The sequence below is a fragment of the Marinobacter oulmenensis genome (genome assembly GCF_014201735.1).
Classification (GTDB): domain Bacteria; phylum Pseudomonadota; class Gammaproteobacteria; order Pseudomonadales; family Oleiphilaceae; genus Marinobacter; species Marinobacter oulmenensis.
Genome location: NZ_JACHFE010000009.1, coordinates 1 through 16001, shown reverse-complemented (window position 1 = coordinate 16001; position 16001 = coordinate 1). Strand labels below are relative to the sequence as shown.

Genomic DNA, 16001 nt, shown 5'->3' with positions numbered 1-16001 from the left:
CATGGCAGAGAAAGCACAGAAACTCGAGGCGTACGTCTGGGAAGGCAAGGACCGCAAGGGCAACAAAACCAGGGGCGAGATGGCGGGCTCCAATCTCTCGCTGGTGAAGGCCCAGTTGCGAAAGCAGGGGATTATTCCCAGCAAGGTCAAGAAGAAGCCAAAGCCCCTGTTCGGCGGCAAGAAAAAAATCACACCTTTCGACATTGCCATGCTTACACGGCAACTGGCCACCATGATGAAGGCTGGCGTGCCACTGGTGCAGAGTTTTGACATTGTCGCCGACGGGCTTGAGAACAAGGGCCTGCAGGAACTGGTGATGAGTATCCGGAATGACATTTCCTCCGGTACCAACTTCGCCTCTGCATTACGCAAACACCCCCGCCACTTTGACGATCTTTACTGCAACCTGGTGGATTCCGGCGAGAAAGCCGGTGCCCTGGAGCAGATGCTTGAGCGTGTGGCCACCTACCTTGAGAAAACCGAGAACCTCAAGAAAAAGGTCAAGAAGGCGATGACCTACCCCATTGCCGTTATCATTGTGGCAATTATTGTTACCGCGATCCTGCTGGTGAAGGTTGTGCCCCAGTTTGAGGCTCTATTCCAGGGGTTTGGAGCTGACTTGCCGGTATTTACACAGATGGTGGTTAATTTATCCGAATGGATGCAGAAATGGTGGTTTGTGGTGCTTCTGGGCATCGTCGGCTTCATATTTGTCTTCCGGGAAGCCAATCGGCGATCACAGAAGTTCTCTGACACTGTAGACAAATATGTCTTAAAGCTCCCAATTATGGGCGAGATCCTCGATAAATCTGCCGTCGCCAAATTCGGCCGGGTGCTCTCCACCACCTTCGCGGCCGGCGTGCCACTGGTGGACGCCCTGGACTCCGTGGCTGGCGCCACCGGTAACGCGGTCTACCGGGACGCGGTGGACAGAATCAAGAATGAAGTATCCAGCGGTACCCAGTTACAGGCCTCCATGCGCAACCAGGACCTGTTCCCTGTGATGGCAGTACAGTTGACTGCGATCGGTGAGGAATCCGGTAACCTGGATGAGATGCTGGCCAAGGTCGCCGAGCATTACGAATCCGTGGTGGATGACATGGTCGATAACCTGACAGCCCTGATGGAGCCCATGATTATGGCAGTGCTGGGCGTGCTGGTGGGTGGCCTGATTATTGCCATGTACCTGCCAATCTTCCAGATGGGTCAGGTTGTTGGTTGATGCTGTCATTGGAAGCGTTTCTGTCGACACCCTGGATTTTCTACCCGGCGATTATCATTTTTTCGCTGTGTATTGGCAGCTTTCTGAACGTCGTGATCCTGCGCCTGCCCCGGATGATGCACCAGCAGTGGCGCTGCCAGTGCGAGGAGTTTCTGGAACTGCCTGAAGGCAGTCGCTCCGGCGAAACCCAGGTAACTCTCTCAAAGCCCGCATCCACCTGCCCTTCCTGCGGGCATCGGATTCGCGCCCGGGAGAATATACCGGTTGTCAGCTGGCTCCTGCTGGGCGGGAAGTGTGCATCCTGCAAAGCCCGCATTTCTGCCCGCTATCCGGTGATTGAAGCCCTGACGGCCGTGTTTGCGCTGATCACAGTGGTGCTGATCGGCCCGTCGGTGACGGCGCTCTGGTCACTGTTGCTGGTTTACGCGCTGATCGCCCTGACCGTTATTGATTTCGATACCCAACTGCTGCCGGACAGCATTACCCTGCCGCTGATGTGGCTGGGCCTGGTGCTCAACTATTTCGGTCTGTTTACCGACTTCAACAGCGCCTTCTGGGGGGCCGTGGCCGGTTATCTTTCGCTGTGGTCTGTGTACTGGCTGTTCAAGCTGGTGACCGGCAAGGAGGGCATGGGCCACGGCGACTTCAAGCTGCTGGCAGCCCTGGGCGCATGGCTGGGCTGGCAGTTGCTGCCGGCGGTTATTCTGTTGTCTTCCGTGGTGGGCGCCGTTGTGGGCATCAGCCTGATGGTGTTCCGCCAGCATGGCCGGGAAGTGCCCATTCCCTTTGGGCCGTATCTGGCCGCTGCCGGCCTGCTCTGCCTCTGGTTTGGCACAGAGATTCAGGTGTTCTGGTTCCGCTTTCTCGGTGTTTGATCTGTGAACTCCCCATTCCACATCGTCGGCCTTACCGGCGGCATTGGTTCCGGCAAATCTACGGTCGTGCGGATGTTCGGGGACCTTGGTGTGCACTGGGTGGATGCCGATGATATCTCACGCCAGGTTGTGGAACCCGGAATGCCCGCGCTGACCGAAATCCGGAAGCATTTCGGCCCACAGGCCCTCACAGAAGCCGGCGCACTGGACAGGGCCTGGCTACGTCAAAAAATATTTGAAGATCCTGCGGAAAAGAGCTGGCTCGAGGGCCTGCTGCACCCGATGATCCGGGAGGAGCTGGTGCGGCAGCTGTCGCAGCCGCCATCGCCCTATACCCTGCCCTACGTACTGCTGGTATCGCCGCTGTTGCTGGAGACGGACCAGCACAAACTGGTGGACAGGGTTCTTGTGGTGGATGTGCCAGAGTCCGTACAGATGGAGCGCACCATGGCGCGGGATGACAATTCCCGAGAACAGGTCGAGCGCATCATGGCGGCCCAGATGACCCGGACAGAGCGCACTGCCCGGGCAAGCGCTATAATCAATAACAACTGCCCACTCCCTGAGGTTGAGCGCCAGGTTCGTGACTTGCATGACCAGTTGTTGGCCGAATTCGGTTAGAAAGTGTCTGCTGCCCTGCGCCCTTGTTTTCCCGACGTTTCTCCACGGCGCGGAGCCGGTTTTTCTGTGGCAGGAAACGCCCGTACCCGAATTATTATCCCCTGACACCCTCCCCTCTTCGTTTTACACCTACGAGCCGGAAGACATTCAGGGGGAGCCCCGGGATTCGCTCTGGCTGGACTTCAGCAACTGGGTGATACACCAGGAACGCCAGCATGGTGAGACTATCCAGGCTCTGGGTGCCTGGGCAGACCGAACCCTGTCGGCTTCCAGCCATTCTCTGCCGAACAATGAAAGCTACCTTCGCCTGGGACTGGCCACGGAATCCGAGTATGGTGACCCGGCGCAGTTCGAGCCCGAGGTACGTTTTCGTCTGGATGTGCCGACGGCCAGAAAAAAGTTCCGGCTGATTATCGACAGCGAAAGCGAAGACCAGATTCCCCTGTCAGAGCGGGAACGCGACCGGCAACTGACCGACGCCGACCGGACCGATACCGAGACCCTCGGTGCCCTGCGTTACCTGAGTCAGGTTGGTGATGCCATCAACCTGTCCTCGGACCTGGGCGGACGGCTTCGGTTTCCGCCGGAAATGTTCTGGCGACTGAAAGCCGGCAGCTCCTGGCAAATCACCAGTGACTGGAACATGGCCGTTGAACAGCGGGTGTACTACTACCACACCGAGGGCTGGGGCGCGCGCTCCTGGCTGGGTGCGGAGCGCCCCATCGGCAATGGCTGGTCATTTTCCACGTCTTCGGAACTGGAATGGCTACACGACGAGCGCAAGTTTGAAGCGGCGCAGATTGCCAGCGTCCATAAACGACTGAACAACCACTCCCGGATAAGGCCCCGTATTGGCATACTGGGCGAGAGCCAGCCGTCCTGGCGGACTACATCCTACTTCGCAGACCTGACCTGGCGTTACCGGCTCTACGAGGACTGGCTTTACGCCGAACTTGTCCCGGCCTTGACGTTTCCGAGGGATGAGGATTTCAAGGACCAGGGGTCCGTGCTGTTTCGAATCGAAATGTATTTTGCCGGGACCATTGATCGGGATTGATAGCAACGATATGCCCAAACACCCCCACAAAAGCAAACCCGCCAATGAGGCGTTAACCCTGCAGCCGGTGGCCTATACCGACTCCTGCTTCAAGGAAAAGTTCGGGGTGCCACGCCAGCCCGGCCTCACCCGGTACGCCCGGGCGGAACTGGTGATTGCGCCACCCTATGACCGGGAAGATGCGTTCCGGGGCCTGGATTCCGCCAGTCACGTGTGGCTGATCTTCCAGTTCCATGAAGCGGTTCGGGCCGAGTGGCGGCCGGTGGTCAGGCCACCCCGGCTCGGCGGCAACAAAAAACTGGGCGTGTTCGCCACTCGTTCGCCGTTTCGCCCCAACAGTCTGGGTATGTCTGTGGTTTGCAATGAAGGCCTTGTTCGCCGTGACGACGGCCGGCTAGCCCTGAAAATCCGTGACCATGACCTGATCGATGGCACCCCTATTCTTGATATCAAGCCCTACCTTCCGTTTGCCGATGCGGTGCCCGACGCTTCCCTTGGTTGGGCGGACGCCCCGCCATCGGATCCGCTACCGGTTGAGTTTTGCCCCGAGGCGACGGCACAACTGGCCAGCCTTCCACAAAGCCACTATCCGGACCTGAAGGCCCTGATAGAGGATGTGCTCTGCCAGGACCCCCGGCCATCCTTCCGACGGGGACGTGATGAAGACCGGATTTATGGGGCCCGCCTTTACGATCTGAACGTCCGTTTCCGTTTCATGACGGGACCGGTGAATAAGTATGTTCAAGTGATTTCGGTCTGCTAAACTGGCGCTGTTTAGTTAGTAGTCGACACAGGGAATTTGTGCCTTGCCTCCTATGGTTAACTTGCTGGTTCCACTCTGCCTGATCCTGGTTGGCGCAGTGGCATTACTGTTACGCGCCCGGGCCGTGCAGAACCGTCGGCTGAAAAAACTGACTGACAACCTTGGTCAGTTGGATATTGATACCCTCGCCGAACCGCCCACGCCCATCAGCCGGCGAAATGACCAGGATGCGGTATCGGAACTCGAGCAGGCAGTAAATGACATGCGCCTGCGCCTGTTGAACGAAGCGCGGGCATTGCAGCAAACGGTTCGGGAAACCCGCGAGCGCAAGACCGAAGCGGAACACGCCAACAACGCCAAGACCCTGTTCCTGGCCAACGTGAGCCACGAACTGCGCATTCCGCTCCAATCCATCTCCGGTTACGCCACACTACTGACCGACACCGCCCTGGACCAGGAACAGCGGGAGTACGTCAATACCGTCATCAGTGCCTCGGAAAGCCTTTCCGCCATCATCCGCGACCTGCTGGACATCTCCAGCGTGGAAGCCGGCAAGCTGGATCTGACCCAGGCCCCTGTGGATCTGCGCGATACGCTGAACGATGTGGTGCACATGCTCGGCAACCGGGCCCGGGAAAAGGGGCTGGCACTGGAAGTCCGGATTGATGAAACCCTGCCCTGGGCCGTCACCGGGGACCCGGTGCGCCTACGCCAGATCATGCTGAACCTGTTGTCCAATGCCATCAAATTTACCGACTCCGGGCACGTATTGATGAGCATTGAGGTTCTCGGCCGCGATGGCGATCAGGTAAGGCTTCGGCTTTCGGTGGAGGACACTGGCATCGGCATCAGTCCCGACAATATTCAACACATCTATGACCCTTATGTCACCTTCGGCAACCGGGCCCAGGGCCAACTGCCCGGCGCCGGTCTCGGCCTGACCATCTGCAAGCAACTGGTGGAACTGATGGGCGGCTCTCTCAATGTGGAAAGCAGCCCCGGTGAAGGCTCAACTTTCTGGCTGGAACTCAACCTGGGCGAGGCCACTGACGGCATCCCCAGGGCCCGGCCCGACTCCAGCCAGGTTCAGGGCCGCCGCCTGCTGGTGCTGGATGCCTATGCCCTGTCCCGTAAAATCACCCTGGAAGTCCTGTCCCGCTACCCGGTCCATATTGATGCCGTTGGCACGGCCGGTGAGGCCCTCGCGGCCCTGGGCCAGGCGGCGGATGCCAATGCCCCTTACCACGCGGTGATCATGGACGGATTCGTGCCCGATATGGAATCCGAACTGCTGTGCCGGCAAATCCGGGGGAATCCACAATGGCAGGACCTGAAACTGCTGATCCTGTCGTCCAACCCACAACGGGGAGACGCAGAACACTTCCGGGAAGTGGGCGCTGATGCCTTCCTGAGTAAAACCCTGAGGGAATCCTATCTGGTGCCTTTGCTGAATCAGTTGTTCACGGACTCCGAGCAGGCCGCCCACCGTTTCCTGACACGGTTCTCACTACAACCGGCCTCTGAGCCGGGCCAGCGTAAACAGGAATTGCCCTGCGGCAATATGCGGGTTCTGCTGGTGGAGGATAACCCGGTGAATCGCACGCTAACCCAGCGCATGCTGGAAAAGCTGGGATGCGATGTAATGACCGCAAACGATGGCAAGGCCGCATCACGGCTTTGGCAATGGCACACATTCGACCTGGTGTTGATGGACTGCGTGATGCCCCAGATGGATGGTTTTGAAGCCACCCGCGAGCTACGTGACTGGGAGCTGCGCCATCATCGTGAACGCGTCCCGGTAGTGGCCCTGACCGCCAGTGCCACCGAGCAGGATGAAGACAAGTGCCGCCAGGCGGGCATGAATTCGCTGCTGGCAAAGCCGGTCAACAATGACATGCTGCGGGCCGTTTTGGAGCAGTACTGCCCCACCTGTGAAGAGCCCTGAAGCCAGCCTGAACAAAGCCCAGGCAGCTTGCCGCCGCCTTAAAGTCATTTAAGTTGTGCTGGGCTGAGCCTATGGTTACCATCCGATGCAATCACCAACCAGAACCACCACAGCAACAGAAGGTGCAATGATGAAACTGACCCGCATTTCCGCACTGGCGCTCTCACTGGCGGCGGCACCGGTGTTTGCCGCAGATCTCGACCTGAGCCTGACCGATGAATCCGTTAAGGGCCAGGTCAACCTCCAGGAGGTTCTTCCGGAAGGCCTGCAGATGGGCGCTGGCTACACCTATCACGAAGGTAGCCGTCACATCGCGAACTTTGATTTCCACGCCACCGGCCGCACAGCCGTAGGCAACCTTCCGACCACCGCCGGCCTTGGTGTCCGCACCGTGGGCTGGGATGATGACGATGGCGCCGACGGCGGCGCAGCGGGACTGGGTGGTTTTGCCACCATGAACATCCCGGCTGTCCCCGGACTGTCTTTCAGCGGTGCAGCCTACTATGCGCCCAGCATCCTGTCGTTTGGCGACTCTGAGGATATGACCAACCTCGAGCTGCGTGGCAGCTACCGGGTCATCCGCAATGCAGAGGTCTTTGCCGGCTACCGCTATCTGAACACGGATCTGGATAACCACGGCTCATCCGACCTGGATCTGGATGACGGTCTGATGGCTGGCATCAAAATCTTCTTCTGATCCGCACCTGGCCCCGGGGAATGTGACCCCCGGGGCATCTGTGTCCGTATAACCTGTTATAATTCAAACCTGTTTGTATGAGAGGGTTGTTATGACACTGGTTTCACGGGCACTATTCCTTGCTGTCCCACTTTTTCTGTTTGCCATCGCCGGTGCACTGCACACGCCGCCTCCCGGCGGTAGTGATGAGGCAGACCTCGCTCTTGACTCCCTGCCTCCTCTGCCCGCATGGGCGAAGGCTCCGCTGCCGGATTTCACCGGCCACCGGGATGTTACCGAACGCAAGGTTGCCTTCTTCTCGTTCCTGTATCCACGAATTGTGCTGGCCAACTCCCGGATTCTGATCGAACGCGACTACCTGGAGCACCTGGCGGGCAAGGACACACTGAACCAGGACGAGCAGCAATGGCTCGACGGTCAGGCCAAGCGCCTGCGCGTGAAAGCCAGCTCAGGGAGCACCGCCCAGTTTGATCTGCTGCGCAAACGACTGGATATTATTCCCCCGTCACTGATCATGGCACAGGCCGCAAACGAATCTGCCTGGGGAACCTCCCGTTTTGCCACCCAGGGCTACAATCTGTTCGGGCAGTGGTGCTTCTCCAGGGGTTGCGGGTTGGTCCCCCAGTCCAGAGTGCAAGGCGCCGATCATGAAGTCGCGAAGTTCTCATCTCCCTATTTCTCGCTACGGTCCTATATTCAGAATCTGAACCGTCATCCGGCCTATCAGCACGTCCGGGACATCCGCCTTGAGGATCGCAGAACCAACCGCGCCCTGTCCGGGATTGATCTGGCGGGCGGCCTGGAAAGCTATTCCGAACGTGGCGACGAATACATCCGAGAAATCCGGGCGATGATTCGCCACAACAACCTCACGTTCTACGATGAAAAATTCCTCAAACTTTTGGGGGACAGGACGCCACAACGTTTTTCTGAACTGGCATCAGCCGGCGCCGCTGCGATGTTGCTGCCAGGTGAGGGCCAGCAGACGGCCCATCCCTTTGAAGGTTAGTCCGACGCCCGTTAAACAACAATGAACCAGTGAGATTGTCCCGATGCTTGATTTTCTGCCCGCGCCACTGAAGGGAAGCCTGGCGATTGCGTTGATCTTCCTGAATACCCTGGTGTTGTTCCCGTTCCTGCTGTTACTGGGGGTTATCAAACTGGTTGTCCCGTTCAATGGGTTCCGGAAAGTCTGCACGGTTATCCTCAATCACATCGCCTGGTACTGGATTGGCTTCAACAATCTGTTGATGAAGATCTTCCATAAAGTGCACTGGGACGTTCGCGGCGCGGAGCATCTGAGCCGACAGCACTGGTATTTTGTCACCTGCAACCACCAGAGCTGGGCCGATATTCCGGCCATTCAGTACGTACTCAACAGCCGGATCCCGTTACTGAAGTTTTTCCTGAAAAAGCAGCTGATCTACGTGCCTCTGCTGGGCATCGCCTGGTGGGCACTGGACTTTCCGTTCATGCACCGCCATACCAAGGAGCAGATCGCCAAGCGCCCCGAGCTGAAAGGCAAGGACATTGCCGCCACCCAGGCCGCGTGCGAGAAGTTCCGCTATACCCCGGTGACCATCTTCAATTTCATGGAAGGCACACGGTTCACACCGGAAAAGCACCGGCGGCAGAACTCACCCTATAAGAATCTGCTCAAACCCCGTGCCGGAGGAACCGCGTTTGTGTTCGGCGCCATGGGCGAAATGATTCACACGATGCTGGATGTCACCATTGTGTATCCGGCTGGCCGGCCCGGAATATGGGATTACCTGAGCGGCCGGGTACGCCGCATTATCATCGATATACGGGTCCGGGAAGTTCCTGAACAGTTCCTGGGAATGAACTATGAAAACGACCGGGAAATGCGGGTGGCATTCCAGCGCTGGATCAGCCAGCTCTGGGAAGAGAAAGATCAGCGGATCGAAGCGTTGAAAGCCGAAGGCTGAGTCTTCGACGTGCTTTACAGCAGCCCGACCTCCCGGGCCCGGACAATGGCCTGGGTGCGGGACTTGACGCCCAGCTTGGCATTGATCCGGCGGGCATGGGTTTTGACCGTATGCAGGGAAATATGCAGACGGTCCGCAATGTCCTGATTGGACAGCCCCTGTGCGATAAGCTCCAGTACACCCTGTTCCCGGTCACTGATGGGCTCGGCAAGTGGAGCTGCTGCTCCAGCCACTGTCTCACAGCCAAACAGATGCCCCAGGGCTCGGGTGAAATCCGTATCGGGAAGATAATGGAAACTTTTCTCCATCACCGGGGCCAGTTCATCCCGCAATTCAGCGAACGGGCTGATGAAGTGCTCCCCTTCAGCCTGCTGAACCACGGTTTCAAGCTGTTTTCTCGCCGCGGCCGGGCCTTTTTCCTCCATTAATATCAGCACTTCCAGCAGGCCGGTGTGGAGCTGAAGTCCCCAGGGTAGGAAATCACCGTAACTCCGGGTGATCGACTCGAGGTGATGGCGCGCCCGCACCAGCTCACCACCGGCGATATCCACCCGCACACGCAGGCATTCCAGCAGACCGGGCATACTCGGAAACAGTTCCGGAACACAGCCCTGGCTCCGGTAGGGTTCAATTTTTTCCAGTGCATGCAGGGCACTTTCCATCTGGCCACTGGCCAGCCAGCAACTGGCCTTCAGGGCTTCAAGGACCGGCAAATACAGGGCTTCATCAACCTGCCACGCGTGCATGGTTCGCTCAGCCCTGCCGATCCAGACAAACGCATCTTCCATTCGGCCCTGAGCCTTGCACATCAGTACCCGAACTGCCATCGCCAACAGCAGCCCAAGGTCACGGGTTTTCTCCGCATGGCGGGTACTGGCTACCAGCAACCGGTCCACTTCGTGGAGGCGACCCTGATGCCAGAGCACCAGTACCAGGTTCAACTGCAGCCGGGTTTCGCCAATTCTGGCGGGGCGGCTGAGTTCGTTCATCGCCGTGTCCAGGCCGGTCCGCAACAATTGTTCCGCATAGCCGAGGGCGCCTTTGCCCAACTCGATACGGGCATGACCGTAGACAGACAGGGCTTCAGAGCCGGAATCACCGGCCTCCCGCGCTAGCCTGGCGGCCACTTTGTTGGCTTCACGGGCGTCGTGGAAGCGCGCCGCCGCACACAGTGCACTGGAACGGACAATCTGCGTGACCAGTTCCGCCTGAGGCGAGAGACCACCAATCGCCAGGGCCTGGTCGGCCATCTCAAGTGCCGGCATCACATACCCTTCACCACGCAGGATAAAGGCTTTTAAAGCCAGTATCCGCGCTTCCTGCTGAGCCTGGTCCTCGGTGCTGAAGCCCTCCAGCAACTGGCGGGCCTGGCGGAACTGGCCGCCAATGGCGTGCACCCAGCCATACACGATCCTCAGGCGGGCACTGCGATCCAGCAGGTGATTGGGCAGGCTTTTACGAAGAATCAACAGTGAGGCGGTGTCCTGGCCCAGGAGCAGGGATTCTGTGCCTTCAGACGCGATCTGAATGACTTCCTCATGGTCACCGGAGAGCAGCGCATATTTCAGGGCCTCCGGGAACTGGTTGCGATAGGCAAACCAGCGGCTGGCCAGCAACATGCGAGTGGTATAACCCGACATGGTGGGCGTCTGCAACCAGGCCTGCAGCAGGGGATTGAGCCGGAACCATCGGCCCCGGCCAGCCACCTGTCGGAACGGCAGGCCTCTTTCAAAGGCGCTGGATGGGGTCAGCCCGGCGTCCGGAAGCGTGGGTTCCAGGGCCATGAAGAGTTCATCAGAACAGCTGTCAAGTTCCGCCATGGCACGCAGTGATGACAGCTGTGTGGGGGTAATCTGGGCCAGCACCGCATCTTTGATGAAGCGATCAATAAACGGGTTTTCCTGCAGCGGCGTTCTTTCCGGACTACGCAGCAGTTCCCGGCGATACAGGACCAGAGGTGTCGGCCAGCCTTCAGTCATCGTGTACAGGCTGTCAATGGCCACACTGGTGATCAGGCTCGACGACTCCACATCACGGAAAAATTCGAAGGTTTCAGAGCGGCTAAACTCCAGTTGGTCCTGGCCCAGCCAGCGGTGTTGGCCATCCTGTTCCAACGTATGGTTCTCCAGGGACACGGGAAGTCGGGAGCAGAACGCAATAGCCATACCGTCCGGCAGGTTGGCCACCAGTTGGCCCAAAAGGCCGGTGACGGACGGGTTGGTCAGATGGTGAACATTGTCAATAACCAGCACTTCCCGGGCCGTGACATCACGGGATTTGGCCACCAGCATGAAGGCCAGATAATCCTCGAAAGTACCACCGTTCTGGTTCCCGGATACCGCCGGATCGGGCTGATCCAGCGCCGATGCCAGTAATGTCAGGAATCGTGAGGGGGCGTTATCACCGGGATTCAGGGTAATCCAGCGCGTCCGGTCAATGCCGCTATCGTCTCCACTCAGAGCACTGACCAGCGCATGCGTTTTGCCATAGCCCGCCGGAGCCTCAACGAGCAGCAGCGACCCCGGTACCAGATTGTCACGTATGAGCTGATTCAGTTCTGGCCGGGCCTTACTGTGGGACGGCAGAGCCGGCATCTGCAGCCGGTGTCCTACAAGATCACGCACCCGCCCACCTGGATGCAGGCCGGTATTCGCTGTCTGGAATTCGTCGTTGGCTGCAGAGCCTTCGTTATAGGATTTCAACGCACTGCCCCATTATGGAATCCGGCAGATACCGCCGAAGCGGCATAGCCCTTCCCTGGTGGAACCCTCAGGGAGAGTTCGCCTTTAGTATTAGTTATCGTGGAAAGAGGTTAAACCATTGCAGGGGTAGGCTGCAAAAAAACAAAGGGCCCCGATACGGGCTGCGAAGCAATGGAGGAACGGTCACCTTCTCAGTCAAAACGTATGGAAAGACGCCATAACGCCACAGACACACTTATGGCACAATGCGGTAACCGTTTCATAGAACAAGGATGTACCATGAAGCCAGCCATTTTCCCCTTAATCCTCTCCGCCGTTACGCTGACCGCCTGCTCCCTGGGCAAAGCCACCCCCGATAACCAAGAGGCCGTGGATGCCGTGCTCAAGCGAACCCAGGCACACCTGATCTATGTGAAAGGCGGCAGCTTTGAGATGGGGGATTTCGGGCCGAAAGATCCCCGAGGCTACTTACCTTGGAGTTTCAACCAGGACGACAAACACCTCCACAAGGTCACACTGGATGGCTATTACATCATGGACCGTCAGGTGTCCTACGCGGACTATGACACCTACACAGAAGCCACCGGCCAGCCTAAGATCAATACCGATAACAGCAGCAGCCACACACGAGCCCCGAACGTGCCGGCAGGCGTGGACTGGTACCAGGCCAGGGATTATTGCCACTGGCTGTCCGAGCAGAGTGGCCGGCCCTATGCGCTACCGACCGAGGCTCAATGGGAGTATGCCGCTCGCAGCCGGGGGAAAATGATGCCGTACGCCACCGATGATGGTATTTTGCGGAAAGGGAAGAATTACCCGACTCGCGAAGAACGGCGGAAGGCGAGCCCGGCGGATGATCGTTATGCACCGTATCCGGTGGCAAAAAAATACCCACCCAACCCGCTTGGGGTCTACCAGATGGGGCTCAATGGCTATGAATGGGTCAGCGACTGGTACGGGGCAGATTACTACGAACACTCACCGGAGCTTAACCCAACTGGTCCTGAGTCGGGCAAGCTCAAAGTACGCCGCGGGGGAGAAACAGCCGGCAGTTTCCTGGGGATGGTGACGGTCATCCGATCACCTTACAATCCCGATCTGGCACTCATACCACCAAAGGAATCTGATCATCCGGAAAAATATGCCGGCATGAAACAAACTGCGCTAATGAGTACGTTCCGGTGTGTAGTCAATCAAGCCCAATGATCGTTCTGGGAACGAAGTCCTGAGCGTCTTATACCGTTCGAACCATCTACCCGACACGGCACTGCGTTTCGTTAAAACAAGGGCGATCGAAGCTTGGTGCGGTGTCATCCTGTGCTAGATAATCCGTCATGTCATTCCGAACGATGGGCGTACCTTTGGAAGCCATGGGGCGTAGATGTTCGTAAAAGCGCTGCAGATTGCCATCAAAGTCCGTATAGAAAAAAGAGACGATAGGCCAATCGACTTCGCCTATATCCAGGAATGCCTGAACGCGGCGTTTCCCCTCTTCGCTGCTAATGATGGGACCACCAATGGTTGGTATAACCCGCTGCATGATATTGTCGAATTCCGCCTGGGACTGTACCCAGGTGAAGATCTGTATGATCGCTTTTTTCCGGGCCGTCAAGATTCCTGCCTTCCAGAAAGAAGAATCCCGTGGATCCCATTCCTGCCCTCTAGGGTCAACGATATCCGCCGCATTGGCTTGTATTAACTGATGGATCAATTGCCCCTTGGTATCGGGAGAGGTGTATTTCAGTAGATCCGGGTTGGTATCGATTCGCTCAGCCAACCGGGCGCGCCGATCTGCAGCCTCTATACCAGACTCAAGTTGCTCCCATGTGTTTTGGGCATAGTTTGCGACTTGGCGCGTTGTTTCCAGCATATATTCCTTTAACTCTTCGCCGGATTCTAAAGCCAGGGACACAATAGTGGACAACGTCTCAAAGGCCTCATCATCAATAAAGTCCAGCCGCTCATAATTGATGTTCTTGAGTTGGTAAGCCACCCATTGAGCGAACTCCCAGATCAGGTCGGCATCGACTTCCAGCGTTAGCTTGCCTTTGGCCCCTACCCCGAAGCAAAAGCCTGCCTTCGCCAGAATGCGGAACTTGCCGAGATTCACGCCGGCAAAGGCCATCATGTAGCCGCCGGGCGGTTCATAGCAGTCGATGGAGCCTTTGGCCTGGCAGAAGGATACTTGATCAGAGGGTGTTGCACTTAGTTATTGAGAACGCGGGGTTTTGGTTAGGGCAAGCTGGCTTTACCATCGGCACAACCTACATCATTACCGCTTACTACAAACAATTGATTTTACTTCTGATTTAAACAAGTAGCCCAGATCTGAGGCTGGGCTTTCGAGTGTTTAAAAAGCTCTGATTATGCCCATTTTTTTAAAGAATAAACCTTTAACACCTCAGACATAATAACCATTATTATTAATACAATTGCACTAACGCCTCCAAATAAATTAAAAAATGGAAGCATGATAGAGAGCGAAGGCACTGAAAAAATTAATCGGAACGGCGTTTGCATATAGCATAGAGCCTTAACTTTGCTTTTCATTAACAAGAACATGATCAAACTAGCCAAAATAGATAGTTCAAGCAGCCATGAGAAAAGCACCATTCCACCAGAAACAACTCCACCATGAGAGGATATATTCTCTAACGTAGAAATAAAATCAGTAGCGTATGGAAAATTCCCCAGGCGATAGCTATTTACTGAGTAAATAGCTATATGCAGAAAATCAAAAAGTGCCCATATATAAAAAACCATTCTGTGTCTATTAAAATTCTTCATGCGTTTAACCTACGGATTTTGACTATCAACAAATTCAAATTCTTCCCGACGAACTGCGGGCTGCCAATGCCAAGATTTACCACTGCGATGCCAGTCATCGGGGCCTTCTAGATAAGTTTGAGTTATGACTCTTGTATCACCATAAGTATGTGTCACTGAAACTAAACCTTGTTCTGTAAGTGCTCGCGTTTCACTGGCACTTAAAGCTGTCCAAGTTTGAGTAACATCTTGCACAGTCCCTTCAAAATCTTTTCCATCCGAACCCCAAAGGCGACCTTCATCACCGATAGTTTCAGTTCTTTTAACTAACATTTGGAAAAAATTACGAATACCCCTTTTATTTACATCCGTTGTTACCCATTTTCCTGGCCCTGCTGTTTTTTGCTCCTTTTGTGCATCATCAAGGCGATCAAGAATCGTCAGTTTCAGGGTTTCGGGGGTCCGGGTCAGGATTTTCCGGGTTATACCATCGCCATCGGCACGTCCTTCAAAGACCTCGCCTTCCGCAGTTTCGACACGGTAACTGGCATAGGGAAGCGCCTCACCCGACTCTTTGTCGGTCAGGGTGAAAAACTGTTCATAGGGTCCCGGGGAATCCGGAAGTTCCTCGAAGCTGGTAGACAGACTGCCAGGCCCAGAGAAGTTGTGCTGGGCACCCTTGAAATCCGCGGTACCCGGGCAGTGCACCTCGATGTCGCCATTCTCAATGCGGATGTAACCGCCGCCACTCTGCAACAGGATGCCTTGCTCGGCGCTGACCTTGATGACACCTTCGGTAGACGTGACCTGGACGCCTTTCTCTGCCGTCAGCTCCATGGCGTCACTCTGGGCCTGCACCTGCACCTTGCCTCTGGCCGCAAACAGCTTGATGCCGGCCTTCTGCACGAACAGCGACAGGGCTTCGGAGATGGAGGCCACCAGGCTTTTGCCGGTGGCGATGTTGACGTCTTCGCCCGTGGCCACGCTCAGGGATTTGCCCTGGGCCAGGTGGCTGGATTCCGGGGTGCTCATTGTGATGCCGGCCGGTGAGGCCAGGTGCAGCCAGGGGGCTTTCATCCTTGCGGCTTCGCCCCGGCCACCGCTGTCACTGGCGCCAGCGGCGCTGCTCTGGTCACTGTCGGTGAGCTGTTCGCTGGTGCCGTAGCTGTCGTCAGCGTCGTCTCCGGCCTGTTTGAGGTAGGCGGTGGCGTTTAGGGCCTCGGCGTTGTGGTCAGCGGCACTCTGGCTGAGGCTGTCGCTCAGTTGCCAGGCGCTCTGGATCTGTTGTCTCGCCGGGCTGAGGTCGAGCTGGTCGCCGCTGGCGCCGATCTGGCCCCAACTGGTGAGGTACAGGCCTTCGTTGGCCCGGATGGCGCCGTAGGCGTCGGTGCGCAGTTCAAAGCC

At 57.0% G+C, this 16001-nt stretch carries 14 protein-coding genes; 10 read left to right on the top strand and 4 right to left on the bottom strand.

Annotated features, from left to right (window positions below; translation table 11 throughout):
• Window position 1: 1 nt before the first annotated feature.
• The 9 genes from HNR38_RS14965 (at window position 2) to HNR38_RS14925 (ending at window position 9129) form a co-directional block, all read left to right on the top strand.
• On the top strand, window positions 2-1222 hold the full coding sequence (locus HNR38_RS14965) for a type II secretion system F family protein (protein ID WP_183705757.1): 1221 nt from the start codon (window positions 2-4) through the stop codon (window positions 1220-1222).
• Entirely contained in the window at window positions 1222-2097 is an 876-nt protein-coding gene (locus HNR38_RS14960) for a prepilin peptidase (protein WP_183705755.1), read from the top strand. Before HNR38_RS14965 ends, HNR38_RS14960 begins: the two co-directional genes overlap by 1 nt.
• 3 nt (window positions 2098-2100) lie before the next feature.
• Complete coding sequence (gene coaE / locus HNR38_RS14955; protein ID WP_183705753.1) at window positions 2101-2718, top strand: dephospho-CoA kinase; 618 nt, start codon at window positions 2101-2103, stop codon at window positions 2716-2718.
• Complete coding sequence (locus tag HNR38_RS14950; protein WP_246362738.1) at window positions 2690-3775, top strand: hypothetical protein; 1086 nt, start codon at window positions 2690-2692, stop codon at window positions 3773-3775. The genes coaE and HNR38_RS14950 overlap by 29 nt, the downstream gene beginning before the upstream one ends.
• 10 nt (window positions 3776-3785) lie before the next feature.
• Window positions 3786-4538: a tRNA (N6-threonylcarbamoyladenosine(37)-N6)-methyltransferase TrmO gene (gene tsaA, locus HNR38_RS14945; RefSeq protein ID WP_183705751.1), complete on the top strand. Its 753-nt coding sequence runs from the start codon at window positions 3786-3788 to the stop codon at window positions 4536-4538.
• 97 nt (window positions 4539-4635) lie between these two features.
• Window positions 4636-6483, top strand: coding sequence for a response regulator (locus HNR38_RS14940; protein ID WP_343068341.1), 1848 nt, complete (start codon window positions 4636-4638; stop codon window positions 6481-6483).
• A 130-nt stretch (window positions 6484-6613) separates the two neighbouring features.
• On the top strand, window positions 6614-7180 hold the full coding sequence (locus HNR38_RS14935) for a YfaZ family outer membrane protein (protein ID WP_183706026.1): 567 nt from the start codon (window positions 6614-6616) through the stop codon (window positions 7178-7180).
• Between the two features lie 91 nt (window positions 7181-7271).
• A complete protein-coding gene (locus HNR38_RS14930) occupies window positions 7272-8189 on the top strand; it encodes a glucosaminidase domain-containing protein (RefSeq protein WP_183705749.1) in 918 nt (305 codons plus the stop codon).
• A 43-nt stretch (window positions 8190-8232) separates the two neighbouring features.
• Window positions 8233-9129, top strand: a complete 897-nt coding sequence (locus tag HNR38_RS14925; protein WP_183705747.1) for an acyltransferase — start codon at window positions 8233-8235, stop codon at window positions 9127-9129.
• A gap of 14 nt (window positions 9130-9143) precedes the next feature.
• On the opposite strand, the gene HNR38_RS14920 is transcribed toward HNR38_RS14925, so the two are convergent.
• On the bottom strand, window positions 9144-11831 hold the full coding sequence (locus HNR38_RS14920; RefSeq protein ID WP_183705745.1) for a LuxR C-terminal-related transcriptional regulator: 2688 nt from the start codon (window positions 11829-11831) through the stop codon (window positions 9144-9146).
• Between the two features lie 279 nt (window positions 11832-12110).
• Between HNR38_RS14920 and HNR38_RS14915 the strand changes: the two genes are divergently transcribed.
• Window positions 12111-13037: a formylglycine-generating enzyme family protein gene (locus tag HNR38_RS14915; protein ID WP_183705743.1), complete on the top strand. Its 927-nt coding sequence runs from the start codon at window positions 12111-12113 to the stop codon at window positions 13035-13037.
• 46 nt (window positions 13038-13083) lie between these two features.
• On the opposite strand, the gene HNR38_RS14910 is transcribed toward HNR38_RS14915, so the two are convergent.
• The 3 genes from HNR38_RS14910 to HNR38_RS14900 all read right to left on the bottom strand — a co-directional run.
• Window positions 13084-13959, bottom strand: a complete 876-nt coding sequence (locus HNR38_RS14910; protein WP_183705733.1) for a hypothetical protein — start codon at window positions 13957-13959, stop codon at window positions 13084-13086.
• 236 nt (window positions 13960-14195) lie between these two features.
• On the bottom strand, window positions 14196-14618 hold the full coding sequence (locus tag HNR38_RS14905; RefSeq protein ID WP_183705731.1) for a hypothetical protein: 423 nt from the start codon (window positions 14616-14618) through the stop codon (window positions 14196-14198).
• 9 nt (window positions 14619-14627) lie between these two features.
• The coding region (locus HNR38_RS14900; protein ID WP_183705729.1) for a DUF2345 domain-containing protein at window positions 14628-16001 on the bottom strand (1374 nt) is incomplete at its 5' end.

Coding starts and splice junctions, on each gene's coding strand:
- HNR38_RS14905 (WP_183705731.1), bottom strand. CDS start 14,618: ATGAAGAATTTTAATAGACACAGAATGGTTTTTTATATATGGGCACTT.
- HNR38_RS14930 (WP_183705749.1), top strand. CDS start 7,272: ATGACACTGGTTTCACGGGCACTATTCCTTGCTGTCCCACTTTTTCTG.
- HNR38_RS14935 (WP_183706026.1), top strand. CDS start 6,614: ATGAAACTGACCCGCATTTCCGCACTGGCGCTCTCACTGGCGGCGGCA.
- tsaA (WP_183705751.1), top strand. CDS start 3,786: ATGCCCAAACACCCCCACAAAAGCAAACCCGCCAATGAGGCGTTAACC.
- HNR38_RS14965 (WP_183705757.1), top strand. CDS start 2: ATGGCAGAGAAAGCACAGAAACTCGAGGCGTACGTCTGGGAAGGCAAG.
- HNR38_RS14910 (WP_183705733.1), bottom strand. CDS start 13,959: ATGATGGCCTTTGCCGGCGTGAATCTCGGCAAGTTCCGCATTCTGGCG.
- HNR38_RS14960 (WP_183705755.1), top strand. CDS start 1,222: ATGCTGTCATTGGAAGCGTTTCTGTCGACACCCTGGATTTTCTACCCG.
- HNR38_RS14950 (WP_246362738.1), top strand. CDS start 2,690: ATGACCAGTTGTTGGCCGAATTCGGTTAGAAAGTGTCTGCTGCCCTGC.
- HNR38_RS14925 (WP_183705747.1), top strand. CDS start 8,233: ATGCTTGATTTTCTGCCCGCGCCACTGAAGGGAAGCCTGGCGATTGCG.
- HNR38_RS14915 (WP_183705743.1), top strand. CDS start 12,111: ATGAAGCCAGCCATTTTCCCCTTAATCCTCTCCGCCGTTACGCTGACC.